Raw genomic sequence first — 26,729 nt, forward strand, 5'->3', positions numbered from 1 at the left:
CTCAGCTGCCGGCCAGCGGCAGGGTGACGCTGAACAGGGCGCCATTGCCGGGCTGGCTTTGCAGGGTGATGGCGCCGCCATGCGCATCGACCAGTTGCTTGGTGATGAACAGCCCCAGGCCCAGGCCGCCCGTGCGGTCCTGGTGCATGACGCGCTCGAAGGCGTCGAAGATGCGTTCCTGGTCGCGCGCGTTGATGCCGATGCCATGGTCGCGCACTTCGATGACGGCGCTGTTCTGCGTGTGCGCCAGGCTGATTTCCACGGGCTGGCCCTGGCCGTAGCGCACGGCATTGCTGATCAGGTTGACAACGATTTGCTCGACGCGGAAGGCATCCCAGTAACCGTGGATGGGTTCGAAGGCCAGCACTTCCAGCACGCTGCCGGCCGCGGCGGCATACGGCGACAGGTCGTCGGCCACCCGGCGCACCAGGCTGGTCAGATTGACCGATTCGCGGCGGATCGACAGCTTGCCGCTGGTAATGCGCGACACGTCGAGCATGTCGTCGATCAGGCGCACCATGCTGCGGATCTGCCGCCCGTCGCGCGCCACCATCTTGCCCAGCTTTTCAGGCTCGAAGGCGGCCAGATTGCCCCGCTCGAGGTTCACGGTGCGCATCTGCGTCTCGAGGAACAGCGTGTTCAGGGGCGTGCGCAGCTCGTGCGCCACCATGGACATGAATTCGTCGCGCAGGCGCAGCGAGCGCTGCAGTTCAGCCTGGGTGGCGCGCAATTCCTTCAATAACGCTTCCTGCTGCTGGCGGCTGTGCTCGAGCGCCTGCACCTGGCGCCGCGTCTCGCTGCGCTGCTGGTGCAGGGCGACGAACACGTTGACCTTGCTTTGCACGGCATTGATGTCGAGCGGCTTGTGCAGGAAGTCGACGGCGCCGCTTTCATAGCCCTGGAAGGCGAAATTCATTTCCTTGCCGGCCGCCGTGACGAAGACGATGGGGATGTGGCGCGTCTTTTCCGTACCGCGCATCAGTTGCGCCAGCTCAAAGCCATCCATTTCCGGCATTTGCACGTCGAGGATGGCCAGCGCGAAATCGTGTTCGAGCAGCAGGGCCAGCGCTTCTTCGCCGGACGAGGCCTGGTAGACGCTGCGGTCGCTCTCGCGGATCAGCGCATTGAGCGCGCGCAGGTTTTCCGGCAAGTCATCGACGATCAGCAGTTTGGTGCTTGTTTCATTCATCATGTTTCAATCCTGGCATGTGCCGCCCAGCGTAATGGGAAGCGGCGTGCGACGGCGCACGCTTGCGGTAGAGCTTTTCGGGACCCGGCAATGGCTCGAAGTCGGCGGCAAAGCGCGTGAAATGCGTGCTTTCCTTGCTGCCCAGGCCCAGGAAACCCCGGTGGCACAGCGAGTCGTGGAACAGACCCAGGGCCCGCTCCTGCAAGGTTTTGTTGAAGTAAATCAGCACGTTACGGCACAAAATCAATTGCGTTTCGATAAAAACGCTGTCCGTGGACAAGCTGTGGTCGGCAAAGTTGATACTGTCGAGCAGACGCTGCTGGAAACGCGCCGTGGCGTGCTCGACCGTGTAGTAGTCGGCCAGCTGGCCCAGGCCGCCCGCTGCCAGGTAGTTGGCGCCATACTCCTCGAGCCGGTGCAGCGGATACACGCCGCGCGCGGCCGTGGCCAGCGCCTGCGGATTGATGTCGGTGGCGTAGATCGTGCTGCGTTCGAGCAAGCCTTCCTCGTGCAGCACGATGGCCAGCGACAGCGCTTCTTCGCCCGTGCAGCAGCCGGCCACCCAGATGGTCGGCGACGGGTAGGTTTTCAGCACGGGCACCACGTGTTCGCGCAAGGCGAGGAAAAACGCCGGGTCGCGGAACATTTGCGTGACGGGCACGGTCAAAATCTGCAGCAGCTTGCCAAAGCTGGCCGCGTCGTGCAGCACTTGCTGCTGCAAGGCAGGCAAGTCGGCGCAATGGAAGCGCTCGAGCGCCTGGTTCAGGCGGCGGCGCTGCGAGGGCAGGGAATAGTCGCGAAAGTCGTAGCTGTAGCGCTGATAGATGGCTTCCATCAGCGCATGCAGCTGCTCGTCCGTGTAGCGCGGGGACATCAGCGGCTTTCCATCGCGTGGTGTGGCATCAGATGCGTTCCATCTTTGGCATCCACACGCGCAGCAGCGAATACAGGCGGTCCAGGTCGATCGGCTTGGCCAGGTAGTCGGATGCGCCCGCCTGCAGGCATTCTTCCTGGTCATTCTTCATGGCCTTGGCCGTAATGGCGATGATGGGCAGCTTGTTGTAGCGGCCATCGGCGCGGATCAAGCGTGTCGCTTCCAGGCCATCCATGCCCGGCATCATGACATCCATCAACACCAGGTCGATATCGTCCACGCTGTTGAGCTTGCTGATGGCTTCGAAGCCGTTGCGGCCGATTTCCACCACCACGCCTTTCTGTTCCAGCGCATTCGTCAGGGCAAAGATGTTGCGCACGTCGTCGTCCACCAGCAAAATCTTGCGTCCTTCAAACACGCGCTCGCGGCTGCGCACCTGTTGCAGCATGCCCTGGCGCTCGCTTGACAGTTCCGACTCCACCTTGTGCAGGAAGAGGGTCACTTCGTCGAGCAGGCGCTCGGGCGAACGGGCGCCCTTGATGATGATCGAGCGCGAATATTTCATTAAATCCGCTTCTTCCTCGCGGCTCAGGTTGCGGCCCGTGTAGACGATGACGGGCGGGAACGAGCACAATTCTTCATGTTCCATACGTTCGAGCAATTCGTTGCCCTGGATGTCGGGCAGCTTCAAGTCGATGATCATGCAGTCGAAAATTTGCGTCTTCAGCAGTTCCAGCGCCTGTTCACCCAGCGCCACGGCCGTGATTTCCACGTCGTTGTCGCTGATCAGGTGGACCACGCTTTCGCGCTGGCGTTCATCGTCCTCGACCAGCAGGATGCGCTTCATCTGCTGCGTGAATTTTGATTCGAGCTTGTGGAACACTTCCTTCAATTGTTCGCGTGTGCGCGGCTTGGTGGCGTAGCCGATGGCGCCCAGCTGCATGGCTTCCTGGATCTGGTCGTTGCCGGAGACGATGTGCACGGGAATGTGGCGGGTTATCGGGTTTTCCTTCAATTGCTGCAAGACCAGCAAGCCAGGGCGGTCCGGCAAGCCCATGTCGAGCAGGATGGCGTCGGGCAGGAATTCTTCCGCCAGGCGCAAGCCTTCGTCTGCGCCGTGCGCCACCAGGCAGCGGTATTGCATTTCATGCGCGAGGTCGAACAGGATGCCGGCAAACGACGGCTCATCCTCGATCACCAGCACGGAACGCTGGCCCGTCTTGGCGGGGGGCACGCTATCGCGGTCATCCTGGAACGTGGGCAGCGGCACGGGTTTGGCGGCAGGCGCCGCCTTCGGTGCGGCGGCCGCGGTTTTTGCGGGCGCTTGCGGCGCGGCGTGGGGCGCTGCCGCCGCCTCCACCGCGCGTTCCGGCATGACGGCCGGCAGCACCAAGGTAAACGTGCTGCCCTGGCCCGGCGTGCTGGCCAGCTCGATGCCGCCGCCCAGCAAGGCGGCCAGGTCGCGCGAAATCGACAGGCCCAGGCCCGTGCCGCCATAGCGGCGGCTGGTGGTGCCGTCGGCCTGGTGGAAGGCGTCGAAAATCTTGTGCTGCTGGTCGTCGGCGATGCCGATGCCCGAATCCTGCACCTGGAAGCGCACCTGGCCGGCCGCATCGGCGCTCACGTGCAGGGACACCGTGCCCGCATCGGTAAACTTGATGGCGTTCGACAGCAGATTTTTCAGGATCTGCTCCAGGCGCTGGCGGTCGCTGACGAAGGACGGCGGCGTGTCCGGCGCCACCTTGACGTCAAATACCAGTTTCTTTTGTTGCGCCTGGGCGCCGAACAGCATCTTCATGCTGCTGAGCAGCTCGTCGAAAGGCACGGCGTCCGGCGTCAACTCCAGCTTGCCCGCCTCGACTTTGGAAATGTCGAGGATGTCGTTGATGAGGGTCAACAGGTCATTGCCGGCCGAATAAATGGTTTGCGCAAACGTCACTTGTTCCGACGTCAGGTTGCCGCTGCTGTTGTCGGACAACAGCTTCGACAGGATGAGCGAGCTGTTCAGCGGCGTGCGCAGCTCATGCGACATGTTCGCCAGGAATTCGGATTTGTAGCGGCTGGCCCGCTGCAGCTCTTCGGCGCGCGCTTCCAGCTGGGCGTGCGCCTGGACGATCGCCATGTTCTTCTGGTCCAGCGATAGCGCCTGCACGGCCAGCTGCTCGTTCGACTGCTCCAGCGCCGCTTTTTGCTCTTCCAGGTGGGCTTGCGACTGTTCCAGCACGCGCGATTGCTCACCCAGCTCTTCATTGGCCGTGCGCAGTTCTTCCTGCTGCACTTCCAGTTCTTCATTCAATTGCTGCGTTTCTTCCAGTACATTTTGCAGGCGCTGGCGGTACAGGGCCGCTTCCAGCGACGTGCCGATATTGGTGCCAATCAGGTTCAGCCACTCCTTGGCGCGGGCGCTGACGGGATGCGTAAAGCCCAGTTCGATGACGCCGTTGACGACGCCTTCATTGTTGACGGGCACCAACACCAGTTCCAGCGGCGCGCCGCTGCCCAGGCTCGACGTCACGGTCAGATAATTCTCGGGCACTTGCTGCACATGCTTGAGGCGTTTTTCGCGCGCCGTCTCGCCCACCAGGCCTTCGCCCAGCTTGAACACCTGTTTTTCCTTCACGCCCTGTTCGTTGAAGCCGTACACGGCCGTACGGCGCAGGCTGCCATCCTCGTCGACGACGTACAGGGTGGCCACGGCCACTTCCAGCCGGTGGGCCAGGAAATCCAGCACGTGCCGTCCCAGCTGCGGCAAGCCCAGCTGGCCGCTTGTGTGGGCGGCCAGCTCCGTCTGTCCCGTGCGCAGCCATGCTTGCTCCTGCAGCACGTCGTTGTCCTTGCCGCGCTGCTCCAGCGCATCGTTATAGATATCGGACAGGCGCAGCAGTTCGCGACGTCCCAGGTAGGCGAGCAAGCCGGACATGCCCAGGCTGAGGATCAGGAACACCACCACGGCCAGCACGGTGCGGCCCTCGGCCGAGTCGGCCCGCTCCTGGCGCAAGCGCTGTTCCATGGACAGGAAGGTGAGGAATTCGCGGCGGATTTCGTCGAATTCCAGCTTGCCTTCGCCCTGGCGCACGCGCGCGAGGAATTCCTGGTTGTTGCGGCGCTGGGCGATCACGGCTTCCGCGTACTCCATCCACTGCCCTTGCAGCGCGCGGATGCGGCGCAGCCGGTCCACCTGGATGGAGTTGTCGGACACCAGCTCGAGCAGCGTGTTCATTTCCACGGCGATCTTTGCCTTGCCCGATTTATACGGCGCCAAAAACGTTTCATCGCCCGTCAGCAGGTAGCCGCGCATGCCTGTTTCCAGGTCGACGGACAGCTTCATGACCTCGTTGGCGTTGCCGATCACCCGTTCGGAATGCTCGACCGAGCGCAGGGCCGAGAGCAGGTAGGCGATCAGGCCGACAAAGACGAGGGCCGTGACGATCCCGATAAGCAGCGGCAAGGTAACGTTGCGGGCGAGGATGCGGCGAAAGCTGAAGGAGTCGATCGGGGTCTTGGTATTCATCATGTCCGTGTAAGGCTGTCGCGAAAAAGTCAATTTTAATTGAAATGCAAGGTTTCTGGTGGTCAAGCATAGCGTGCGCTAGCATAACAGTCTTGCGCTAAATTGCCGACGCGTAAGGCGGTGCAAAGCGCGCCAGCGCACAGATGATCGTTGGGGAAAAATCAAGCTGGCCGCGATTGAGGCAGATCAAAGAGACAAGCGGTTCGCATCCTAAGATGCAGGAGGTGGCGGCGTCCCTGCGACGACCGCCGTGTGCAAACCATCCCATGCAGGAGGACATCATGGCTAATCAATTGATGCGTCGCGATCCGCAAAACCCGCTGGCACGTTTCGACCCGTTCAGCGACATGGAAGATTTCATGCATGACTTTTTCGCGCCCGCCTTGCGCTTGCGCGATGCAGGTTCGTCACGCATGCGCGTCGACATTTCCGAAACCGAGCAAGCCTATCAGGTGCAGGCAGATATTCCAGGCGTCAACAAGGACGATATCAAGGTCTCCATCGACGGGAGCCGCGTCTCCATCAGTGCCGAACTCAAGGATGAAAGAGTGACGCGCGACGGCGGCGGCAAGACCGTGCGCAGCGAACGCGAGTATGGCCAGCAATACCGCAGCTTCGTGCTGCCGCACGAGGTGGACGAGGCCGGCGCGCAGGCGCGCTATGAAAATGGCGTGCTGCTGCTGGACTTGCCGAAGAAGGAGGGCACGGGCGGGCGGCAGCTGGCGATACAGTAAGCCTAGTAAGCCTGGCCAAGGAGCGGGTATGAAAAAACGCCGGACGGTGCCGGCGTTTCTTGGGTATTGTCGGGTGGCAGCACGCTGCCACCCGATTTGCCTCTATATATATGTCAGTCGCGGATTTCCAGCGCCCGGTTCAGGCTCAGCGCGGCCAGCGAGGCGACGGCGCCCGACAGCAGGTAGAAGCTGACATAGGCGAGGCCGAAGTTGGCCGACAGGCCCAGCGCCACCAGCGGGGCGAAGCCGGCGCCGACCAGCCAAGCCAGGTCGGACGTCAGGGCCGCGCCCGTATAGCGGAAGCGGGCAGGGAAGTTGGCCGTCACGGCGCCGGCAGCCTGGCCGTAGGACAGTCCCAGCAGGCTGAAGCCCACGAGGATGAACACATCCTGGCCCGTATTGCCGCCGCCCATCAGGGTCGGCACGAAGGCGCTGAAGATGGCGATCAGCACGGCCAGCACGCCCAGGGTGGTGCGGCGGCCCACTTTATCGGCCAGCAAGCCGGAAATCACCACGCCGATGGCGGCCAGCACGGCGCCGACCATCTGGATTTGCAGGAAGTCCGGGGCCGAACGCGTCTGGTAGACGGAAATCCACGACAGCGGGAACACGGTGACCAGGTGGAACAGGGCGTAGCTGGCCAGCGCGGCGAGGGCGCCGATCAGCACGTTGCGGCCCTGGCCGCGGCTCATTTCAAACACGCTCACGGGCTGCAGTTCGCGTTCGTCGAGCAGGCGCGCATATTCATTCGTCGACACCAGGCGCAAACGGGCAAACAGGGCCACGACGTTGATGGCGAACGCCACATAGAACGGATAGCGCCAGCCCCAGTCGAGGAAGTCTTCATCCGTCAGGCTGGTCAGCATGAACCAGAACAGGCCGGCGGCGATCAGGAAGCCGGCGGGCGCGCCCAGCTGGCCCAGCATGGCGTACCAGCCGCGCTTGTTTTCAGGCGCGTTCAGGGCCAGCAGCGATGGCAAGCCATCCCAGGAGCCGCCCAGGGCCACGCCCTGGCCGATGCGCAGCACGGACAGCCAGATGATGGCGGCAAAGCCCAGGTGGGAGTAGGTCGGCAGGAAGGCGATGCCGGCCGTCGACACGCCCAGGAGGAAGAGGGCGAACGTCAGCTTGGCGCTGCGTCCCATGCGGCGCTGGATTTCCATGAAGATCACGGTGCCGAACGGACGGGCGATGAAGGCGAATGAGAAAATCAGGAACGCATATAACGTCCCTTCCAGGCGTTCTTCGAACGGGAAGAAGACGCGCGGAAACACCAGCACCGAGGCGATGGCGTAAACAAAGAAGTCAAAGTATTCGGAAGCGCGGCCGATGATCACGCCGACGGCGATCTCACCGGGGTCGATATGCGATTCGACCGTGCCGGCCCCGCGTGCGTCGCGCAGGGAGTGGGGGGAAAAGTCGGCGGGTACATCGCCGCTGTGTGTGCGCGTGCTGGACATGATGATCGTCTCCAATATCGTTTCGAGTTCGGCCAACGCGTAACTTACCCCGGGTGTCTCACGCCCGGAGCAGGACTATTCATTAGATAGTTGTAGGAGAAGTCCTCGTCTACCAAGTGAAAGTCCGAGCAAGGGGTAGGACAAAACGTCCAATTGCCAGTGCGCTCCAGTGAGAATACAGTACCATATCTTCATCCCCTGTACTGGACTTTCCTGTATGTTTTCATTAAAAGTTCGTCGCGGACTGCTTCTTTTACCTCTCGCATTGTTGGCTGGTTGCAATACGGTGGTACTGAATCCGTCTGGCGACATCGCAGTTCAGCAAGGCAATCTGATTGTCATCTCGACATTGCTGATGCTGTTGATTATCGTTCCGGTAATCGCCCTGACCCTGCTGTTCGCATGGCGCTATAGAAAAAACAACACCGCGGCCAAATACGAGCCGGACTGGGACCACTCGACTCGCCTCGAGCTGATTATCTGGGGCGCGCCCCTGCTGATCATCATCGTGCTGGGCCTGCTGACCTGGATCAGCACTCACACCCTCGATCCATACCGCCCGTTGAGCCGTATCGACGCCAACCGTCCCATTCCCGCCAGCCACAAGCCGATGATCGTCGAAGTCGTGGCCATGGACTGGAAATGGCTGTTCATCTACCCGGAGCAAGGCATCGCTTCCGTGAATGAACTGTACGCGCCCGTCGATCGTCCGATCCGCTTCAAGATCACCGCGTCGTCCGTCATGAACTCGTTCTTCATCCCCGCGCTGGCAGGTCAGATCTACGCCATGCCGGGCATGGAAACGCAGTTGAATGCCGTCATCAACAAGCCGGGTGTCTATAAAGGCTTCTCCGCGAACTACAGCGGTGCCGGTTTCTCGGGCATGCGCTTCAAGTTCCACGGTGTCAATGATGCGGACTTCGACAAATGGGTGGAATCGGCACGTGCCGGTGGCGGCGCGCTGAACCGCGACGACTACCTGTCGCTGGCCCAGCCTAGCGAACGCGACCCGGTACGCCGCTACAGCGCCGTGCCTAACGATCTGTACAAGGCAATTCTGAACCGCACCATCGTTTCCGACGCCCTGTGCGTGACGCCGGTCGAGCCATACAAATTGACGATGGCAAAAAGCCCGGTAGCGGCCGTAACGGCAGTAGTCGCTAGCGATGCAGTCGTGGAAAAGGGCGTTCAAGCCAAGTAACCACTGCATGAATCCCGCAGCGCATCGTAGTGGCGCTGCAGATACTGGCGCCGCTTGCCTGGCGCCTCCCTTTTTTCTCTGAGAGTAACAATGCTAGACCATATTGATCTGACGAAGCTTATATTCGGCCGTCTGACTTGGGATGCAATTCCATTTCACGAACCTATCCTGCTGGCGACCTTTGCAATGGTCGCCCTGGGCGGTATCGCACTCGTTGCGGCACTGACGTATTTCCGCGTCTGGGGTACCCTGTGGCGCGACTGGATCACCAGTATCGACCATAAAAAAATCGGTATCATGTACATGATCCTGGGCTTGGTCATGCTGCTGCGCGGCTTTGCCGACGCGCTGATGATGCGTACCCAGCAGGCGATCGCCTTTGGCGACAATGCCGGCTTCCTGCCGCCGCATCACTACGACCAGATCTTCACCGCCCACGGCGTGATCATGATCTTCTTCGTCGCGATGCCTTTCGTGACGGGTCTGATGAACTACGTGGTGCCGCTGCAGATCGGCGCACGCGACGTGGCTTTCCCATTCCTCAACAACTTCAGCTTCTGGATGACCACCATGGGCGCCGCCCTGGTCATGGCTTCGCTGTTCGTCGGCGAATTCGCCCGCACGGGCTGGCTGGCGTATCCGCCGCTGTCGGGCATCGTCGGCAGTCCGGACGTGGGGGTAGACTATTACATCTGGTCCTTGCAGATTGCCGGGGTCGGGACGCTATTGTCCGGTGTCAACCTGATCGCCACCATCGTCAAGATGCGCGCACCGGGCATGACCTGGATGAAAATGCCCGTCTTCACCTGGACCGCACTGTGCACCAACATCCTGATCGTCGCCGCCTTCCCGGTGCTGACGGCTGTTCTGGCCATGCTGTCGCTGGACCGCGTTGCCGGCTTTAACTTCTTCACGACGGAACTGGGCGGCAACGCCATGATGTACGTCAACCTGATATGGATCTGGGGCCACCCGGAAGTCTACATCCTGATCCTGCCGCTGTTCGGCGTGTTCTCGGAAGTGGTTGCCACGTTCAGCAGCAAGCGCCTGTTCGGCTACGCCTCGATGGTGTACGCCACCTGCGTCATCATGATCCTGTCCTACCTGGTATGGCTGCATCACTTCTTCACCATGGGTTCGGGCGCCAGCGTCAACTCCTTCTTCGGCATCACGACGATGATCATTTCGATCCCGACGGGCGCGAAGATCTTCAACTGGCTGTTTACCATGTACCGCGGCCGTATCCGCTTCGAACTGCCTATGCTGTGGACGATCGGCTTCATGGTCACCTTCACCATCGGCGGCATGACCGGCGTGCTGCTGGCCGTACCTCCAGCGGACTTCGTGCTGCATAACAGCCTGTTCCTGATCGCCCACTTCCATAACGTGATTATCGGCGGCGTGGTGTTCGGTGTATTTGCTGCGATCAACTACTGGTACCCGAAAGCCTTCGGCTACAAGCTCGACGCGTTCTGGGGCAAGTGCTCGTTCTGGTTCTGGTTCGTCGGCTTCTACCTGGCCTTCATGCCGCTGTACGTGCTGGGCCTGATGGGCGTGACCCGTCGTGTCAACCACTTTGAAGATCCATCCTTGCAAATCTGGACCATCATCGCCTGGTTTGGCGCCGTCTCGATCGCGCTGGGCATCGGTTCCCTGCTGATGCAGTTCTATGTGAGTTTCCGCAACCGTCACGCCCTGCGCGACGTCACCGGCGACCCATGGGGCGGCCGTACGCTGGAATGGTCGACGTCGTCGCCACCGCCAGACTATAATTTCGCCTTCACGCCACAAGTGCACGAACTCGATGCATGGACTGACATGAAGAAACACGGTTACCAGCGTCCGACGTCCGGTTTCACGAAGATCCACATGCCGAAGAACACCTGGGCTGGTTTCGTGATCGCCGCACTGTCCGCACTGGTCGGTTTTGGCCTGATCTGGCAAATGTGGCTCGTCGCCGGCATCGGCTTCGTGGTCATGATGATTACGATCATCGTCCATACCTTTAACTACAAGCGCGATTACTACATTCCTGCGGAAGAAGTGGTCCGTACCGAAGACGCTTATACTAAATTGCTGAGCAGCCATGTCTGATACCATCGCCCATAACACCGGCGCCGCTGGCGCCGCACCAAGCACGCGCAGCTACTTTGTGCGCGAGCATCATCCGGAAAACGGCAGCTTGCTCGGTTTCTGGCTCTACCTGATGAGCGATTGCCTGATCTTCGCCTGTCTGTTCGCCACGTACGCCGTGGTCGGCCGCAGCTATGCGGACGGCCCGACGGGCGCCGCGCTGTTCGACCTGCCGCTGGTGGCCGTCAACACGGCCATGCTGCTGCTGTCGTCGATCACCTACGGCTTCGCCATGCTGGCCATGCAGCGCAAGCAATTGCGCAGCACCCTGGTCTGGCTGGGCATCACGGGCCTGTTCGGCCTGGCCTTCCTGTCGCTGGAAATGTATGAATTCATTCATCTGATCCACGAAGGCGCCGGTCCGCAGCGCAGCGCGTTCCTGTCGTCGTTCTTTGCCCTGGTCGGTACCCACGGCTTGCACGTGACGTTCGGCGTGATCTGGCTCGTGACCCTGATGTTCCAGTTGAACAAGCATGGCCTGACCCCGGAAAACGGCCGCCGCATGATGTGCCTGTCGCTGTTCTGGCACTTCCTGGACGTCATCTGGATCGGCGTCTTCACCTTTGTCTACCTGATGGGAGTGCTGCCATGAGCGACCACCACACACACGGCGATAGCCACCACCATGACAACCACGATCATGGCAGCCTGAAAAGCTACGCCATCGGTTTCATCCTGTCGGTGATCCTGACGGCCATTCCGTTCTGGCTGGTGATGACGAAAGCCATCACCAACTCGGGCACCATGGGCCTGGTCCTGCTGGCATTCGCGGCCGTTCAAGTGGTGGTACACATGGTGTACTTCCTGCACATGAACACCAAGTCCGAAGGCGGCTGGAACATGATGGCGCTGATCTTCACGATCATGATCGTGGGCATCGCCATGGCCGGTTCCCTGTGGGTCATGTACCACATGAACCACAACATGATGCCGGATCTGATGCCTGAGTACATGCATACGAAAACGGCTCCATGATGAGTCAACCGCGCCCAAGCAACACCGGGCGCGCCCCTGGCGCCGCATCGCAAGATGCCGCGCCAGGCCCACGCGGCATGGCTGTGCGGTATGCGCTAGCCTTGCTGGCGGGGATCTTGTTTGCCGGTTTCTGCGTCCTGGGAACCTGGCAAGTCAAGCGCCTGTTCTGGAAGCTTGACCTGATCGAGCGCGTCGAACAACGCGTACATGCGCCCGCAACGGACGCGCCTGGACCCGCAGCCTGGGCCAGCATCACGCAGCAAACGGATGAATACCGCCATGTGCGACTCTCCGGTACTTATCTCCCCCTATTCAATACCCTGGTGCAAGCAACGACGGCACTGGGCAGCGGTTACTGGCTGGTGACGCCCTTGCGCCTGGCCGACGGCAGCACCGTGCTCATCAACCGCGGCTTCGTGCCGAAACGCGCCGGCATCGGCGCCAGCACGCCGGCCGGCATCGTCGAGGTCGACGGCTTGCTGCGCATCAGCGAGACGGGCGGCGGTTTCCTGCGCGAAAACAGTCCTGCCACCCAGCACTGGTATTCGCGCGACGTGGCCGCCATCGCCGCCTCGCACATGCTGAGCAACGTGGCGCCATATTTCGTCGATGCGAAAGAGAAATCGGAAACGGCCAGTGACGCCCCCGTCGGCGGCCTGACCGTGATCTCGTTCCACAACAATCACCTCGTGTACGCCTTGACGTGGTTCGCGCTGGCCCTGATGGTGGCCGGCATCACATGGTGGATCGTGCGCGAAGACCGGCGCCGCCGCGCGCGCAAGGCGGGCAATGCCGATCGCCAGGAAAGCGACCATGCCGGGCAGGATTGAAATCCTGCCCAACCGCGAGGTACTAGAACGCGGCGCCGTGGCGGCCGAGATGGAACATCCGGCCGGCCACCAGAACATGAAGCTGCTGATCCAGCTGCGCTGGCTGGCCGTGATCGGCCAGATCAGCACCATCTTCGGCGTGGGCGTGGGACTGGGCATCGCCTTGCCCGTGCCCTACATGCTGGAAGTGCTGTCCTGCCTGATCGCCTTCAATCTGGCCAGCCTCTTGCGCTGGCACGAACGCCAGCCCGTTTCCAATACGGCCCTGTTTCTTGCCCTGCTGGTCGACGTCACCGTGCTGACGGCCCAGCTCTACCTGAGCGGCGGCATCAGCAATCCGTTTGCCTTCCTGTATTTATTGCAAGTCATCCTCAGCGCCGTGCTGCTGGAAGTGTGGTCGACCTGGATCATGGTGGCCATTACCAGCCTGTGCCTGGCGGGCCTGGCCTTGCTGCCCGGCCCCTTGATCCTGCCGATCGACCCCGAGCGCGGTTTTTCCAGCCTGTACGTGCAGGGCCTGCTGATCTGTTTTATTTTGAACGCCGCCTTGCTGGTGGTGTTCATCACGCGCATCAACCGCAACCAGCGGGCCGGCGACGCCAAGGTGGCCGACTTGCGCCAGCGCGCGGCGGAAGAGGAGCACATCATCCGCATGGGCTTGCTGGCCTCGGGCGCCGCGCACGAGCTGGGCACGCCGCTGGCAACCTTGTCCGTCATCCTCGGCGACTGGCGCCGCATGCCGGAATTGAGCAAGAACAGCGAACTGCTGGAAGAAATCACGGAAATGCAGGCGCAATTGCAGCGCTGCAAGAGCATCGTCAGCGGCATCTTATTGTCGGCGGGCGAGGCGCGCGGCGAATCTTCCGTCAAGACGACGATCAATACCTTCCTCAACGACCTGGTCGATGAGTGGCGCACGAGCCGCCCGATCCAGGATTTCGAGTACGATAACCGCATCGAGCACGACGTGCCCGTCGTTTTCGATTCGACCTTGAAACAAACGATTTGCAATGTGCTCGACAATGCGCTGGAAGCGTCGCCCGAATGGCTGCGTTTTGAAGCGACGCGCGAAGCGGACGCCTTGCACCTGGTCGTTACCGATGCGGGCCCCGGCTTCGAGCCGTCGATGCTGACGCACCTGGGCAAACCATATCAAAGCAGCAAGGGCAAGCCCGGCGGCGGCCTGGGCCTGTTCCTGGTGGTCAATGTCGCGCGTACCCTGGGCGGCACGGTGACTGCGCGCAACCGGGTGCAGGGCGGGGCGGTGGTGCACCTGGCCTTGCCGCTGGCTGCCATCAAACTGGAAAGAGAAAGCGACCACCATGCAGGATGACCGTCTGTTACTGATCGTGGAAGACGATGCCGCGTTTGCCCGCACCCTGGGCCGCTCGTTCGAACGGCGCGGCTATCAGGTCATCCTGGCCACCAATTTCGATGAGGCGAGCGCCTTGCTGGAACAGCATTGCCCCGACTACGCCGTCGTCGATTTGAAACTCAATGGCAATACGTCCGGCCTGGCCTGCGTGCAGATGCTGCACCAGCACGACCCGGAAATGCTGATCGTCGTGTTGACGGGCTACGCCAGCATCGGCACGGCCGTCGAAGCCATCAAGCTGGGCGCCTGCCAGTACCTGGCGAAACCGTCGAACACGGACGACATCGAAGCGGCCTTCGGCCACGTGGCCGGCAACGCCGACATCGAACTGACGAACCGCGCTACCAACATCAAGACCCTGGAATGGGAACGCATCCACGAAATGCTGGCCGAGACGGATTTCAATATCTCGGAAACGGCGAGAAGGCTGGGCATGCACCGGCGCACCTTGGCGCGCAAGCTGGAAAAGCAGCGGGTGAAGTAGGGGATTTCCCGGCTTGCCAGACCTCACACAAGGTGCAGCTGTTACGGCATTGCGCTTATTTCTGGCGCCTGGCGCGATACGGGAGCGAATGGATGACCAGGGCGCTGGGTATGACCGCATCCACGTTGCCAAAGATACGGGTACCGTTCTCCTCTCTGACCATCATCCCTGAATCGATGTCTCCGTCAAGATTGAGGGCGGCGCTCAGCTCAGTGTTCAGGGCGCCACCCGGGCGAAGTATCTCCGCCAGGTCGAACAGTGAGGCGCTCGTCGTCTGTATCAGGTACATCCACCCCTTTTGATCGATGCCAACCAGCGAACGGATGGCCTTGACCGCTTGTTGCGTCTTGCGAATGCCGTTGACGCCATTTTTCTCGATGACCATCGGACCTGATTGAATGGCAGACAGGCAGTCGGCTGTAGCGATGGTGCTGATTTCATCGATGGCGACGCGTCCATCGCGGTGGATACAGACAACGCCCCTGATTTTCGTGGAATCGTTGATGATTTTCGACGTGGGCTTGCCTTCCGACAAAATCAAACCGGTCGGTATCGGCTTGATGAGGGACCGCGTGTAACCACCGTTAATTGCCGCAACAGGTGTAATAAGCCGCATCACTTCGCGCAGGCTGTAGGCGACCTGCATGGAATTCTTGTCATGCGGATTGGACAAGTAACGTACGTCGACAACCGATATGTGCACCAGCGCCGGATTGACCCGGATAACATGGAAATTCACGGAATCAGCGATGTTTTTGTTCGCTGCGAGGGTGATATCGCCGATCTCTATTCCGGGAGCCACTGTTTTGTACTGCAAGGAATTGACTGCATGCGCCAACGACATTGCCATGCTCGCCAGCACCGAGATGCATAGGTAAACCAGTCGTGTCTTGAAGTGGGACATTTATTGTTGCCTTATTTTTTTGTTCCTGACGATAATCACACATGTAATGATGACATCCTTTTTCTGCACATCGGTCGGACTGATCGATAGCAAATGCAGGTTGGGCAATCTTTTATGTTTGGAGAACTCATCAAAATTGAGTTTCCTGGCCAGCGAGATATTCAGAACGGGACGGCTCATTGGAATGGAATGGTCGCTCCCCCCGTCGTCATCGATCGGTTTCTGGTCCACCGTTGCCACATATCGGAAGTCCAGTTGTTCCGTATCGACGTAGATGGTCAGTTCGACTTCCTGTTCCGGAGTTGAATAGAAAGGGATATTGTTGTCATTGAATTTCCCCTTGGCTGGCAGAATCATCACCTTGGTATAGCCCGAGTCCACATGGTCATGCAGAAAGTCCAGGACATTGCTTTTCAGGGCACTCGATTCCTTGCTATTCGTATCGCCGCTCAATTTCAGCAATTCGTCACGTATCACCGAGGGAGGATAGATATATTTTATTAACGGCGTGAAAAAGATTTCCTTGTATCCGATCCCTGCGACTCCAAGCGCGCCAAAGAGAAATGTCAGTATTGTAATTAGTGCGCCAAAGATTTTTAACTTGCGCCTGACGTACAGCTCCATCTGGGCATTAAAATCAGCTTCCTTCTGGCTGGAATCACGCTCGTTGCTGGATGCTTCCATGTGGTCGCTCCGGAGATAAATAACGATGGCAGCAAAGGAATATGATTAATCAATGTCTTGAAAGCCCATCGTACCCAAGCTTGCACTGCCGTGAATGTTAATTCTTGCAGTTGCAGTTGCTCAGATCCTGATAAATATCTAGATATGCTGCTAAATGGCCGTTATTTCCGATTCCCATGCACGGCTTGCGCCGGCGTCATCCGGCAGACCAGCACAGCACCCGCAGGTGTTGATAAGCGGTTCAGTAGATGGAGGAGTTTTCTCACCGCAGCGCGCCATATCGAACGCGGGGCCGGCCGTGCAGGATACTCAAGCACGTCAGCGGCAGGATCAGTGAAATACTTGCGAAAGCTAATTGAGGTCGAATGCCAGTTCGATCATACTGTCATTGTCCCAGTCCTGCTCTCGCAGCGGCTGCGTGAACGACTTGCCGCTGAATGGCACGGGCGCGCTTTTGCCGTTGAAGCTGATCGTCGCAGCCGTGATGCGCCACCCTTCGGCAAAGCTGTAGGTGCCTTTTTGCGACACGAAATTGCAGGGGCCGACCAGTGCGCTCTTCGCCGTGCTCATCGCAAAAGGCAAGTTGTCCTTGTCGATGGTTCAATGGACTTCGCAGGCCAGCCGCAGGTCGCCCAGGCGGCGGAGCGTGTCACTGGCCGCCGTGCTCCTGACGTAGTGTGTCCATCTGACGGGACCCGCCTTGCGGTTCACGGTCAGCTCGGCCTTGTCGTGCACGCATACCCAATCTTTCTACTCATCAATGTGAGTATGGAAAAAAACACCTGTAAAGGCAGGTTTTTAAGACGGAGTGTCAACTGGGATGAATGAAGTGCTTGAAATCGCTGTTTCCCCCAAATACGCCCAACTGTATTTATGCCCCATGCCATCAGCAAGCCGGAAGCAATGACTATTGCAGTAAACAGGGCGACGGCAAAATGATGGTGAGGAAGCCCTCTTGCCGGAGGGTAATGGCCCAGGGTGAGCAGCCGTAGCATTGCCCAGCCCGGCCAATAGAACAGTTTTTCGATGACCGTTCCTACTACGTTATAGACCAGCAGGCGAACGACCCAGACGATGGCGTCGAAAATCCAGTCATACACGCTTCATCCTCGGGGTGTGCCAACTGATTGCGCTCATGCCGGCGCTATCGACTCCATCTTTTGCACCCGGATAGCGCTGGCGGATGATGATGTGACTCAAATCTGCGCCATTCCTTAACTAGTCGGTGCGGCCGTGGAGGACGAAATCTTTTTGTACGCTTCCGCCAGCGTCTTGACGGTCGCCACGTCATTCACGCTGCGCGCTTCGATGATGGTCTCGCCCGCAGCGATGGTGACGTCGCCGTTCGCATAGCTGGCGGGAAAGCGCCGCTCGGTGATCTTGTTGGTCAGCACATTGCGCGAGTAGCGCAGCGCCACGAGCCGCTCGCCTTCCTGTTTGATGACGACATAGTTCGGGACGGTGGTGCGTTCCAGTTTCCAGGTACCGATGAAGTCTTCGACAGGGGCGGCGCCGGCATGCAGCGCGCAGCAGGCGGCGAGGGCGCCCAGGAGCAGTTTTTTCATGGTGTTGACAGTCTATGCAAGAGTGGCCTGCGGGGCAGGAAAATACATCCGTCATGCTTGAATGGCGTGGCACTTGTCCGTCGGATGGCGCCAGTCATTTAAGTATTTGGCAATATTAACAGGATCATTGCGTCGTTTGCTGCCGTCCCCACAATTTTGCTCACATCGTGTTGTATGCGCGCCCCGACAGTTCCAGCGGTGTCAGGGCCTGGGCTACTATCAGCAAACTACCGGCTAGCCGGCGCCAGCCACTCCATCTTCTGCACGCGGATATGCGGATGGCTTTCCAGCGCTTCCCATTCGGGCAAAAAGACAAACCCCTGCTTCTGGTAAAACGCCGCCGCACGGGCGTTCCCGGGCGCCACGTCGAGCACCAGGCGAACGTGGCCGTTGTCCACGGCGCATTGTTTTACGGCCTCGACCAGGCCTTGCGCCACGGCCAGGCCCCGATATGCGGACTGTACCCACATGGCGATCAAATGGCATTCGCCATTGCCGGCCACCACTTGCGCGGCCAGGCCGATGGCTTGTTCTCCGTCAAAGGCGAGGAAAAACGTGCGCTGCGGCGTGCTGGTGGCGCGCTGCTGCCAGTCGGCATCGGAAAAAGCGGCCGCGCTGGCGTGGCTGGCGCCAAAGGCCGTGGGGGCGTCGAGCAGCGCGGCCAGGCGCGTGGCTTTCAGCGCCGGCCAGTCGCTGGCGGCGGTGGGGCGTATCAGCAGGCTCAATTGAAGACGATCGCCGTCTTGTGTTCGATGCTGAGCCGGCATGCTTCATACGCGGCCAGCCAGGCGATCAGTTCGCGCTCGAGACCGTCTTCGTCGTCGATGCGTGCATTGATGCGTGCCGCCTCTTCATCGCTCAACTCGTCGCCGAGCAGGAAAATGCGCAGCGCGGGCGCCACCGTGACCAGTTCGGCGCGCAGGCTGTACGAAGAACCGAGCATGCCGCCCAGCAGCTCATGTTCCTCATCGGCAAAAATGACGTGGTCGAAGACGAGGGGAAAATAAAAGCCCTCGCAATCGGAATGGCAGAGCAGGTGGCTGTCCAGGTCATCCTGCGCCGCTTCCAGCACCGGATCTTCGCTCGGATCCTCGCCTTCGGCCAGCGGCGTGGCCTGCCATTGCCCATCCTGGACCGCATGCGCATACGCGCGGCGCAAATAATGGAGGTAGCTGTATGGAAAGGAATCAAGCGCTGCGCGCGACTGCAGTTGCGGCAAGACCAGCGGTTCGCCATGCTGCGGCAAGCCCGCTTTTTGCAGCAGGGCGTTCGCTTGCGCCAGGGAATCGGCCAACCATTGCGCGCCTTCCGGGTCTTCTTCGTGCAGATCGGCCAGAGCGCCGACTGTTATTGCCAATCCCATGCATGGACTCCTTTATTGTTCAGCTGCCAGTGTAAATCATTTGCCTCTGATCATCATTTACGATTGGTCCCACACTTCGATGGTCAGCAGCTGCCCGGGCGCGCAGGCGGTGATGCGCTCTGGATACACGGTAATGCTGCCGGGCCAGCCTGTGAGCTGGTCCTGCGGAAACTCGCCATCCTGCGCTTCGGCGATGCCCGCCAGCAGCAGGGGCGCGATGACGTCCGCCGAGGCCGTGTAGCGGTTGGGGAAGCCGTTGAAGGCCAGCTGGGTCGCCTTGCCTTGCTCACACAGTTGCGCGATCCAGTCGGCGCCGAACAGGCCCGCTTCCCACGTGGCGAGAAACGCTTCCTTGTTGACCTTCGTCATATCGGCCATTTGTTCCGGCGTTTCTGTCGAGATAATCGTCCACCAGCCTGACATGGGCATTCCTTGTGAAAAGTGAAAATTAGCGGGTCATGGCGCGGCGCAGCAGGTAGCTGAGGCCATCGACGGCGGCCACCATCAGCAGCATGGCGACGATGACGGTGGCGGCGTTCTGCATCTGGAACAGCGACAGATGGTATTTCAGCATCTGCCCCAGGCCGCCCGCACCGACGACGCCGAGGATGGCGGCGGCGCGGATATTGTTTTCCCAGCGGTACAAAGTGTAGGACATCATCTGCGGCCCGCACTGCGGCAAGGTCGCGTACAAAAAGGCCACCGCAGGCCGGGCGCCGTTGATGCGCAGGGTGGCTGCCGGCAAGGGCGGGCAATTTTCGAAGGCGTCGGCAAACAAGCGGCCCAGCACGCCCACCGTGTGCAGGGCCAGGGCCAGGGTGCCGGCGAACGGGCCCAGGCCGGCGGCGATCAGCAAAATTGAGGCCCACACCAGTTCCGGGATCGAGCGCAGCACATTCAACACGCCGCGCGTCGCGTTGCGTGCCAAGTGACCAAAACGGCCGCTGGCGGGCAGGGCCAGCAGCGCACCCAGGAAAGCGGCAATCACCGTGCCGATGGCCGACATGGCCAGGGTTTCGAACGTCGCCACGCCGACTTTCATCAGGAAGGGGGTGGCCAGCTCGGGCGGGGCGAAGCCGTGCAGGAAATCGGCGCTCGTGCGCACGGCGTCGGCGCTGAAGAATTCTCCCCATTTCAGGGGCAGGGTGGCGAAGCTGGCGATGACCAGCAGCACTAAACCGGCCAGCAAGGCCCAGGTCGACCAGCGCACGGGGGCAGGGGCGGGCAACATCGGCTCCGTCTTCATGTCAGCCTCCGGCGCAGCATGGCGGACACGGCATCGGCGCCCGCCACCAGCAGCACAAACACCATCAGCATGGTGGCCAATTCATTGCCTGCCATCATCTTCATCGATTCATCCATGCGCTGGCCCAGGCCACCCGCGCCGACAAAGCCCATGACGACGGAGCCGCGGATCGCGCATTCCCAGCGGTAGATCGTGTACGACACCAGTTCGGCGGCCGATTCGGGCAGGGCGCCGTACAGCAAGGCTTTTAATCTGCCGCTGCCGTTGTTCAATAGCGCGTTGCAGGCGGCGGCGTCCGACGATTCGAGGATTTCCGCATACACCTTGCCCAGCATGCCGCAATACGTGAGGGCGATGGCGATCACGCCCGCCGTCGGCCCCAGTCCCACGATGCGTACCAATAGCAAGGCCCAGACCAGTTCCGGCACGCTGCGCAGCAGCACCAGCAGCGCACGGACGGCGTGGCGCACGGCGGCGGCCAGCGGCGACACTTGGCCGGAACCGATGCGCGAGATCGACAAGCGCTCCGTCACCAGCAAGGTCAGGGGAATGGCGCCCAGCATGGCCACGGCCATGCCGGCCGTGGCCATGGCGATGGTTTCCCAGCTGGAAATGGCCACCAGCTGCAAAAATTCCGGCGAGTGGGCGGGCGGCACGAAGCTGGCGATGAATTGCCAGGTGGCTGCCAGGCTTTGCGTATCCCAGAGTATCCACGGCTTGAATTCGGCCTGCACCAGCATCGGCCACAGCACGAGCAGCACGATGGCAGCCCCGCTCAGGCGGCCGCGCCAGGCGGGGTCGCGCGGCATGGCGGCGTCGGCGCTCTTCAGCAAAGGGGCCTCGCGGCGTCCAGATTCGCTTCCACCGATTCGAACTGGGGCGCGGCGTCGACCTTGTTGCGGTACAGCTCGGCGATCATGGCGTCGCTGACCTCGCTGCCAGGCAAGTCGAAGACGATCTGGCCGTCACGCAAGGCGACGATGCGCGTAAAGCTGGCGCGCGCGATTTCCACCTGGTGCAGGCTGCAGATCAGGGTGGCGTTGCGCGCCGTCGCTTCCGCCTGCAGCACATGGATCGTCTGCAAAGCCAGGGTGGGGTCGAGCGCGGACAGCGGTTCGTCGACGAGGAAGACTTGGGCACCCGACACGAGCGCGCGCGCCATGCCGCAGCGCTGGCGTTCGCCGCCGGACAGGCGGTCGACCCTGGCGTACAGTTTATCCTGCAGGTTGAATTTGCCGAGCGCTTCCCATGCGGCGCGCGGATCGACGGGCACCAGCAGCGAACGGATGGCCGTCCACAAGCTCCATTGCGGCAAGCGGCCCGCCAGCACGGCGTTGACGACGCGCTGGCGCGGCGGCAGCGGCGGCGTTTGCGGCGCCAGGAACAGGCGCGCGCGCAAGGCGTGGCGTTCGCCGCTGCCGACTTGCCAGGGCGACGTGCCAAGGATGTGCAATGTGCCCGATGCCGGGCGCAGCGCGCAGGCCAAGGTGTGCAGCAGGCTGGTCTTGCCGGCGCCGGAAGGGCCGATCAGGGCGATCTGTTCACCCTGGGCCACGTCCAGGTCCACGTCGCGCAGGGCCAGCGCATTGCCGGCGGCACCCGCGTGGTGGACGCTGACCTTGTGAAGTTGGAATGTCATGCGATGTTCGGTATGGGGGCGTTGGTGTGTCGGATTACGCCATGCGACGGCAGCGTAGGTCGGATTATGCCGGAGGCCGTAATCCGACAACATTGTTGGCATTATCGCTTGTGTCGGATTATGCGGCTTTGCCGCTAATCCGACCTACGATAAAACGCGTCGACGTAGTCTACTTCAACAGCTTCGCATCGCGCGCGGCCGCTTCGATATCCTTGTAGTTCTCGGCCTTGGTCGGGATGAATTTCGTGGCGCGCTGCAACTCGAGGATTTCCTTGCCTTCGGCCGTCGATGGGTCCAGCGCCAGGAAGGCGTCCGTCAGCTTCTTGCGCACGACGGGGTTCATGTCGGCGCGCACGCTCCAGTTGTAATCGTAGTAGCCGGGTGTCGTGTAGAACACGCGCACCTTGCTTGGATCGACCTTTTTCGCTTCGACCAGCTTTTCCCATACGGAAATGTTTAAGGTGCCCGCATCGACCTTGCCGCCGGCCACGGCCGCCACGGTGGCGTCATGCGCGCCCGAGAATGCGATGCGTTTCATGTCCGTGTCCGGGTTGATCTTGGCGGCCAGCAAATAGTAACGCGGCATCAAATGGCCCGAGGTCGACGATTCCGAGCCGAACGTGAAATTCTTGCCTTTCAGGTCGGACAATTGATTGATGTCCTTGCTGGTGGTCACGAACACGGAGCGGAATTTCGTGTCTTCCTCGCGCTGCACCAGCGGCACGATCTTGCCGCCGCTGCGCACGTTGGCTTGTACAAACGTAAAACCGCCAAACCAGACCATGTCGAGCTTGTGATTGATCAAGCCTTCCACGGACGCCGCGTAATCGGTGACGGGCGTAAATTCCACCTTCATGCCCAGCTTTTTCTCCAGATAGCTGCCCAGCGGCTTGAACTTGCGCTGCAATTCCGTCGGCGCTTCGTCGGGGATGGCGGACACGCGCAATACTTGCTGCGCCTGCGCCAGGCCGCTGTGGATGGCCAGGGTGGCGGCGACGGTGGCCAGGATGGCGGGGAACTTGTTGGAGAATGTGGTCATGGGACTGCCTTTGAAAGATTGTTCATTAATATACGGAAACACCGGTCGTGCCATCCTGCATCTCGCCGATGACGACGGCGTCGCCAAAGCCTTCGGCGCGGAAAATCGCCAGCACGTGCTCGACGGCTTCCGGCGCGCACGCCACCAGCAGGGGGCCGGCCGTTTGCGGGTCCGTCAGGATCGCCTTGTCGATGGCGCTGAGGCTGTCGGCCAGCGCCACTTGCGCACCGTAACCCTGCCAATTGCGGCCCGAGGCGCCCGTGATGTTGCCATTCTGCGCCAGTTGCTGCACTTGCGGCAGCAGCGGCACGTCAGCCATGGCGATGCGCGCCTGCAACTTGGCGCCGCGCGCCAGTTCCAGCGTGTGGCCCAGCAAGCCGAAGCCCGTCACGTCCGTCAGCGCATGCACGCCGTCGAGCAGGGCCAGTTTCTTGCCTGGGGTATTCAATTTGGTGGTGTTGTTGATCAAGGAAGCGTAGCCATCCGCGTCCAGTGCATTCTTCTTCAGCGCGGCTGACAGGATGCCCACGCCGATCGGCTTGCCCAGCACCAGTTTGTCGCCGGCGCGCGCTCCCGCATTGCGCTTCACTTGCGACGGGTGCACGAGGCCCAGCACGACAAGGCCATAGATCGGTTCGACGGAATCGATGGTGTGGCCGCCCGCGATGGGGATGCCGGCCTGGGCGCAGATGGTTTCGCCGCCTTTCAAGATGAGGCCGATGGTTTCCACGGGAAGCTTGTTGATCGGCATGCCGACCAGGGCCAGCGCCATGATGGGCGTGCCGCCCATCGCGTACACGTCGGAAATGGCGTTGGTGGCGGCGATGCGGCCGAAGTCGAACGGGTCGTCGACGATGGGCATGAAGAAATCCGTCGTGGCGATCAGCGCCTGCTCGTCGTTGAGCTGGTAGACGGCCGCGTCATCGGAGGTTTCTATGCCGACCAGCAATTCTTTCGGCAGGGGAAAGCCGCCGCTGCCCTTTAAAATGTCGGCCAGCACGCCGGGCGCGATCTTGCAGCCGCAGCCGCCGCCATGGGCAAATTCGGTCAATCGGATGGGGGTATTGGATGTTGCTGCGCTATCTGACATGGAAATTCCTGCTGATGTTGTGTACAACGATGATCATTTTTACCCCAAACGCAAGGTCTGGGGTCGGACTCTCAGGGTCCGACCCCGGCACTGCGTCTTTAGGGGGAATTAGTGCCGACAATACCACACAACGCGCGCGCGGCTTGCTCAAAGGCATGTTCTGAAATATCGGGCAAGACCAGCGGCGTCGCCTGGGCGTAGCGGCTGAAGTTGCGGGCGATCGATTGCCGGTAGACGGGGTCGTAGTGCTGGACCAGCAGCTCTTCCACCAGCTCGGCCATCTGGCCCGCCGTGGCCAGCTGCTGCCAGTGTGCAATTCTCTCCTTGCCATGCAGTTGCGTCAACAGGGCCAGCTGCACGTTCAGGCGCTCCGGGTCGCCGACGAAATGTTCATAGTCCTGCATCAGCAATTGCACACGCTGCTCCGTGGCCAGCCGCACGTCCGTGCAGGCGGCCGCGCGCATTTTTGCCATCAGCGCGTCGGGCACGCGCACGCGGCCCACTTTCTTGCTTTCCGATTCGATGAAGACGGGCAATGCCGGGTCGAACTGGCGCAACTGCTGCCACAGCGCGCTCTCGAACGCCTTTTGCGAGGGCTGGTCTTCCTCGCGCAAGCCGCCCAGCACGGAGCCGCGGTGCGCTGCCAATCGCTCCAGGTCGATCACCTGCGCGCCTTGGCGGTCCAGCACTTGCAGCAAGCGGCTCTTGCCGCTGCCCGTGGGGCCGCACAGCACATTGATGAAGTCGAAGCGCTCGGGCAGGGTGGCCAGTTCGGCATTCACGTGGCGCCGGTAATCCTTGTAGCCGCCATCGAGTTGCGTGACGGGCCAGCCGATGCGCGCCAGGATGTGCGCCATGGCGCCGCTGCGGTTGCCGCCGCGCCAGCAGTAGACGAGCGGCTTCCATTCGTGCGGGTGACCGAGGAAACCGTCTTCGATATGCCGCGCGATATTCTTCGCCACCAGCGCCGCGCCCAGCTTCTTCGCTTCGAAGGCGCTGGTCTGCTTATATAGCGTGCCGACGCGAACGCGCTGCTCGTCGTCGAGCACGGGCAGGTTGATGGCGCCCGGCAAGTGGTCTTCCGCGAACTCGGACGGGCTGCGCACGTCGATGATGGCGTCGAATTCATGCAGGCGTGGCAGGATGTCGCTGAAGGGAAGGACTGCGGGGTATTTCATCGTGGCGCGGCTGCTTGGAATGGGGAAAGACGTATTATCCCCGATAAAGGCCGCTGGCGTGGGGCTTTGGCGCCGCCGTTCACACTGTGCGTGCCGGGCCGGCGTCCCGCATGCCTGTGAAGAACCGCACCAGGCTATGCGGCGCGTCGTCGTCAAAGCACAGGCGCAGGATGCGTTCCGACTCCACCGCGGCCGCGCTGCTGCGCGCAAACAGCGCCGTTTCATATGCCAGCAAGGCCGCTTCCACGTCGCTTGGGTGCGCGGCAAGCGCCTGCGCCAGCTCGGCGCCGTCCAGCATGGCCAGGTTGGCGCCTTCGCCGGCCGGCGCCATCAAATGGGCCGCGTCGCCCAGTAAGGTCACGCCTGCCACGCGTTGCCAGCGGTGGTCGACGGGCAGCAGGTGCACGGGACGGGGCACGGGCGGCGTGTCCGCGTCCGTGATCAGGGCCGTGAGCGCCGGCGCCCAGCCGGCAAACTGGGCGGCGATGGCTGCCCGCGCGGCGGCGGGATCGGCAAAATCGATGCCTGCCAGCCACTCTTCGGGTTTACTCAGGGCCACATACGCATGCAGCACGCCATCGGCTTCGCGGTGGGCCTGGATGCCCTTGCCCGGCGTCAGCGCGAACAGGGCGCCAGCGCCCACGGCTTGCGCGCTTGTCTGGTGGCGGCGGTCGCTGTCGAACAGATACGTTTCAATGAAGGCAATGCCGCTGTAGGCGGGCTGCGCGCTGGAGAGCAGCGGCCGCACCCGGGACCAGGCGCCGTCCGCGCCCACCAGCAGATCGCTGGCCGCCGAGGCGCCATGCGCAAAGTTCAGCATGTGCCTGCCGCCGTCCAGCGTCGCGACGCTGGTCAATTTGTGGCCCCAGCGCACGCAGCCGTCAGGCAAGGCATCGAGCAAGATGCGGCGCAGTTCGCCGCGCGGCACTTCGGGACGCCCGCCCGTGCCATCGTCGCCCTCGTCGTGCAGGACCGTGCCATGCTGGTCGAGCACGCGGCTCGCTTCGCCGCCCGCATGGATGAGGGCGCGGAAGGCGTCGTGCAAGCCGGCCGCCCGCAGCGCTTGCTGGCCGCTTTCCTCGTGGATATCGAGCATGCCGCCCTGGCGGCGCGCTTGGGGCGACGCGTCCGCTTCATACACGGTGGCGGCGATGCCGTGGACGTGCAGCACGCGGGCGAGCATCAGCCCGCCCAGGCCCGCGCCGATGATGGCGATTTGCATGGTGATCTTTCAGGTGGTGTTCAAAATAGTAGT

Annotated in this window: 27 protein-coding genes; 8 read left to right on the top strand and 19 right to left on the bottom strand. The window is 61.5% G+C overall.

What is annotated here, in order from left to right; all coding sequences use genetic code 11:
* Window position 1: 1 nt before the first annotated feature.
* From IGS60_RS06295 to IGS60_RS06305, 3 genes are read right to left on the bottom strand one after another with little or no spacing between them, the layout of a single operon-like run.
* Window positions 2-1,192: a hybrid sensor histidine kinase/response regulator gene (locus IGS60_RS06295; protein WP_230503060.1), complete on the bottom strand. Its 1,191-nt coding sequence runs from the start codon at window positions 1,190-1,192 to the stop codon at window positions 2-4.
* On the bottom strand, window positions 1,182-2,063 hold the full coding sequence (locus IGS60_RS06300; protein ID WP_230503061.1) for a CheR family methyltransferase: 882 nt from the start codon (window positions 2,061-2,063) through the stop codon (window positions 1,182-1,184). The genes IGS60_RS06295 and IGS60_RS06300 overlap by 11 nt, the downstream gene beginning before the upstream one ends.
* Window positions 2,064-2,091: 28 nt before the next feature.
* Window positions 2,092-5,574, bottom strand: coding sequence for a response regulator (locus IGS60_RS06305; RefSeq protein ID WP_230503486.1), 3,483 nt, complete (start codon window positions 5,572-5,574; stop codon window positions 2,092-2,094).
* Between the two features lie 281 nt (window positions 5,575-5,855).
* Between IGS60_RS06305 and IGS60_RS06310 the strand changes: the two genes are divergently transcribed.
* Window positions 5,856-6,308 carry an Hsp20/alpha crystallin family protein gene (locus IGS60_RS06310; RefSeq protein WP_070218889.1) on the top strand — a complete coding sequence of 151 codons (453 nt, stop codon included), beginning with the start codon at window positions 5,856-5,858 and terminating at the stop codon, window positions 6,306-6,308.
* A gap of 113 nt (window positions 6,309-6,421) precedes the next feature.
* On the opposite strand, the gene IGS60_RS06315 is transcribed toward IGS60_RS06310, so the two are convergent.
* Window positions 6,422-7,768 carry an MFS transporter gene (locus tag IGS60_RS06315; protein WP_070218888.1) on the bottom strand — a complete coding sequence of 449 codons (1,347 nt, stop codon included), beginning with the start codon at window positions 7,766-7,768 and terminating at the stop codon, window positions 6,422-6,424.
* Window positions 7,769-7,985: 217 nt separating this feature from the next.
* Here IGS60_RS06315 and cyoA point away from each other — a divergent pair, with 217 nt between their 5' ends.
* From cyoA to IGS60_RS06350, 7 genes are all read left to right on the top strand, one after another.
* Window positions 7,986-8,969, top strand: a complete 984-nt coding sequence (cyoA, locus tag IGS60_RS06320; RefSeq protein WP_175444764.1) for a ubiquinol oxidase subunit II — start codon at window positions 7,986-7,988, stop codon at window positions 8,967-8,969.
* A gap of 90 nt (window positions 8,970-9,059) precedes the next feature.
* Window positions 9,060-11,063 (top strand): cytochrome o ubiquinol oxidase subunit I, encoded by a 2,004-nt coding sequence (gene cyoB, locus IGS60_RS06325; protein WP_070218846.1) that lies wholly within the window; start codon window positions 9,060-9,062, stop codon window positions 11,061-11,063.
* Window positions 11,056-11,694 (top strand): cytochrome o ubiquinol oxidase subunit III, encoded by a 639-nt coding sequence (cyoC, locus tag IGS60_RS06330; RefSeq protein WP_034788486.1) that lies wholly within the window; start codon window positions 11,056-11,058, stop codon window positions 11,692-11,694. Before cyoB ends, cyoC begins: the two co-directional genes overlap by 8 nt.
* Entirely contained in the window at window positions 11,691-12,077 is a 387-nt protein-coding gene (gene cyoD / locus IGS60_RS06335; protein WP_034788483.1) for a cytochrome o ubiquinol oxidase subunit IV, read from the top strand. The genes cyoC and cyoD overlap by 4 nt, the downstream gene beginning before the upstream one ends.
* Before the next feature lie 77 nt (window positions 12,078-12,154).
* Entirely contained in the window at window positions 12,155-12,907 is a 753-nt protein-coding gene (locus IGS60_RS06340; protein WP_230503062.1) for an SURF1 family protein, read from the top strand.
* Complete coding sequence (locus IGS60_RS06345; RefSeq protein ID WP_099408535.1) at window positions 12,891-14,240, top strand: ATP-binding protein; 1,350 nt, start codon at window positions 12,891-12,893, stop codon at window positions 14,238-14,240. The genes IGS60_RS06340 and IGS60_RS06345 overlap by 17 nt, the downstream gene beginning before the upstream one ends.
* Complete coding sequence (locus IGS60_RS06350) at window positions 14,230-14,766, top strand: response regulator transcription factor (protein WP_034788474.1); 537 nt, start codon at window positions 14,230-14,232, stop codon at window positions 14,764-14,766. Before IGS60_RS06345 ends, IGS60_RS06350 begins: the two co-directional genes overlap by 11 nt.
* A gap of 55 nt (window positions 14,767-14,821) precedes the next feature.
* Here the strand turns inward: IGS60_RS06350 and IGS60_RS06355 are convergent, their stop codons facing one another.
* The 15 genes from IGS60_RS06355 to IGS60_RS06425 all read right to left on the bottom strand — a co-directional run bounded on the left by IGS60_RS06355 (window position 14,822) and on the right by IGS60_RS06425 (window position 26,696).
* Window positions 14,822-15,670: a phosphodiester glycosidase family protein gene (locus IGS60_RS06355; protein WP_070288463.1), complete on the bottom strand. Its 849-nt coding sequence runs from the start codon at window positions 15,668-15,670 to the stop codon at window positions 14,822-14,824.
* Entirely contained in the window at window positions 15,671-16,354 is a 684-nt protein-coding gene (locus IGS60_RS06360; RefSeq protein ID WP_230503063.1) for a hypothetical protein, read from the bottom strand.
* Window positions 16,355-16,705: 351 nt separating this feature from the next.
* On the bottom strand, window positions 16,706-16,936 hold the full coding sequence (locus tag IGS60_RS06365) for a hypothetical protein (protein WP_230503064.1): 231 nt from the start codon (window positions 16,934-16,936) through the stop codon (window positions 16,706-16,708).
* Window positions 16,937-17,067: 131 nt separating this feature from the next.
* Window positions 17,068-17,454 carry a hypothetical protein gene (locus IGS60_RS06370; RefSeq protein ID WP_071654374.1) on the bottom strand — a complete coding sequence of 129 codons (387 nt, stop codon included), beginning with the start codon at window positions 17,452-17,454 and terminating at the stop codon, window positions 17,068-17,070.
* A 114-nt stretch (window positions 17,455-17,568) separates the two neighbouring features.
* Window positions 17,569-17,919: a hypothetical protein gene (locus IGS60_RS06375; RefSeq protein ID WP_070288460.1), complete on the bottom strand. Its 351-nt coding sequence runs from the start codon at window positions 17,917-17,919 to the stop codon at window positions 17,569-17,571.
* Window positions 17,920-18,146: 227 nt separating this feature from the next.
* Window positions 18,147-18,644 (bottom strand): N-acetyltransferase, encoded by a 498-nt coding sequence (locus tag IGS60_RS06380; RefSeq protein ID WP_230503065.1) that lies wholly within the window; start codon window positions 18,642-18,644, stop codon window positions 18,147-18,149.
* Entirely contained in the window at window positions 18,641-19,282 is a 642-nt protein-coding gene (locus IGS60_RS06385) for a hypothetical protein (RefSeq protein WP_230503066.1), read from the bottom strand. The genes IGS60_RS06380 and IGS60_RS06385 overlap by 4 nt, the downstream gene beginning before the upstream one ends.
* Window positions 19,283-19,339: 57 nt before the next feature.
* Window positions 19,340-19,705, bottom strand: coding sequence for a hypothetical protein (locus tag IGS60_RS06390; protein ID WP_230503067.1), 366 nt, complete (start codon window positions 19,703-19,705; stop codon window positions 19,340-19,342).
* Between the two features lie 25 nt (window positions 19,706-19,730).
* Window positions 19,731-20,528: a phosphonate ABC transporter, permease protein PhnE gene (phnE, locus tag IGS60_RS06395; RefSeq protein ID WP_230503068.1), complete on the bottom strand. Its 798-nt coding sequence runs from the start codon at window positions 20,526-20,528 to the stop codon at window positions 19,731-19,733.
* The gene (locus tag IGS60_RS06400; RefSeq protein WP_230503488.1) at window positions 20,525-21,337 is read right to left on the bottom strand and encodes an ABC transporter permease; all 813 of its coding nucleotides are present in this window, start codon (window positions 21,335-21,337) and stop codon (window positions 20,525-20,527) included. The genes phnE and IGS60_RS06400 overlap by 4 nt, the downstream gene beginning before the upstream one ends.
* A 17-nt stretch (window positions 21,338-21,354) precedes the next feature.
* Window positions 21,355-22,167, bottom strand: coding sequence for a phosphonate ABC transporter ATP-binding protein (locus IGS60_RS06405; RefSeq protein ID WP_230503069.1), 813 nt, complete (start codon window positions 22,165-22,167; stop codon window positions 21,355-21,357).
* A 169-nt stretch (window positions 22,168-22,336) separates the two neighbouring features.
* Entirely contained in the window at window positions 22,337-23,206 is an 870-nt protein-coding gene (locus tag IGS60_RS06410) for a putative selenate ABC transporter substrate-binding protein (protein WP_070218836.1), read from the bottom strand.
* Between the two features lie 25 nt (window positions 23,207-23,231).
* On the bottom strand, window positions 23,232-24,296 hold the full coding sequence (gene selD / locus IGS60_RS06415; RefSeq protein WP_070288454.1) for a selenide, water dikinase SelD: 1,065 nt from the start codon (window positions 24,294-24,296) through the stop codon (window positions 23,232-23,234).
* Window positions 24,297-24,394: 98 nt separating this feature from the next.
* On the bottom strand, window positions 24,395-25,474 hold the full coding sequence (gene mnmH / locus IGS60_RS06420; protein ID WP_230503070.1) for a tRNA 2-selenouridine(34) synthase MnmH: 1,080 nt from the start codon (window positions 25,472-25,474) through the stop codon (window positions 24,395-24,397).
* Between the two features lie 79 nt (window positions 25,475-25,553).
* Window positions 25,554-26,696, bottom strand: a complete 1,143-nt coding sequence (locus tag IGS60_RS06425) for an NAD(P)/FAD-dependent oxidoreductase (protein WP_230503071.1) — start codon at window positions 26,694-26,696, stop codon at window positions 25,554-25,556.
* Window positions 26,697-26,729: the final 33 nt, after the last annotated feature.

Origin of the sequence: Janthinobacterium sp. FW305-128 (assembly GCF_020858135.1) — a bacterium.
Lineage (GTDB): Bacteria > Pseudomonadota > Gammaproteobacteria > Burkholderiales > Burkholderiaceae_D > Janthinobacterium.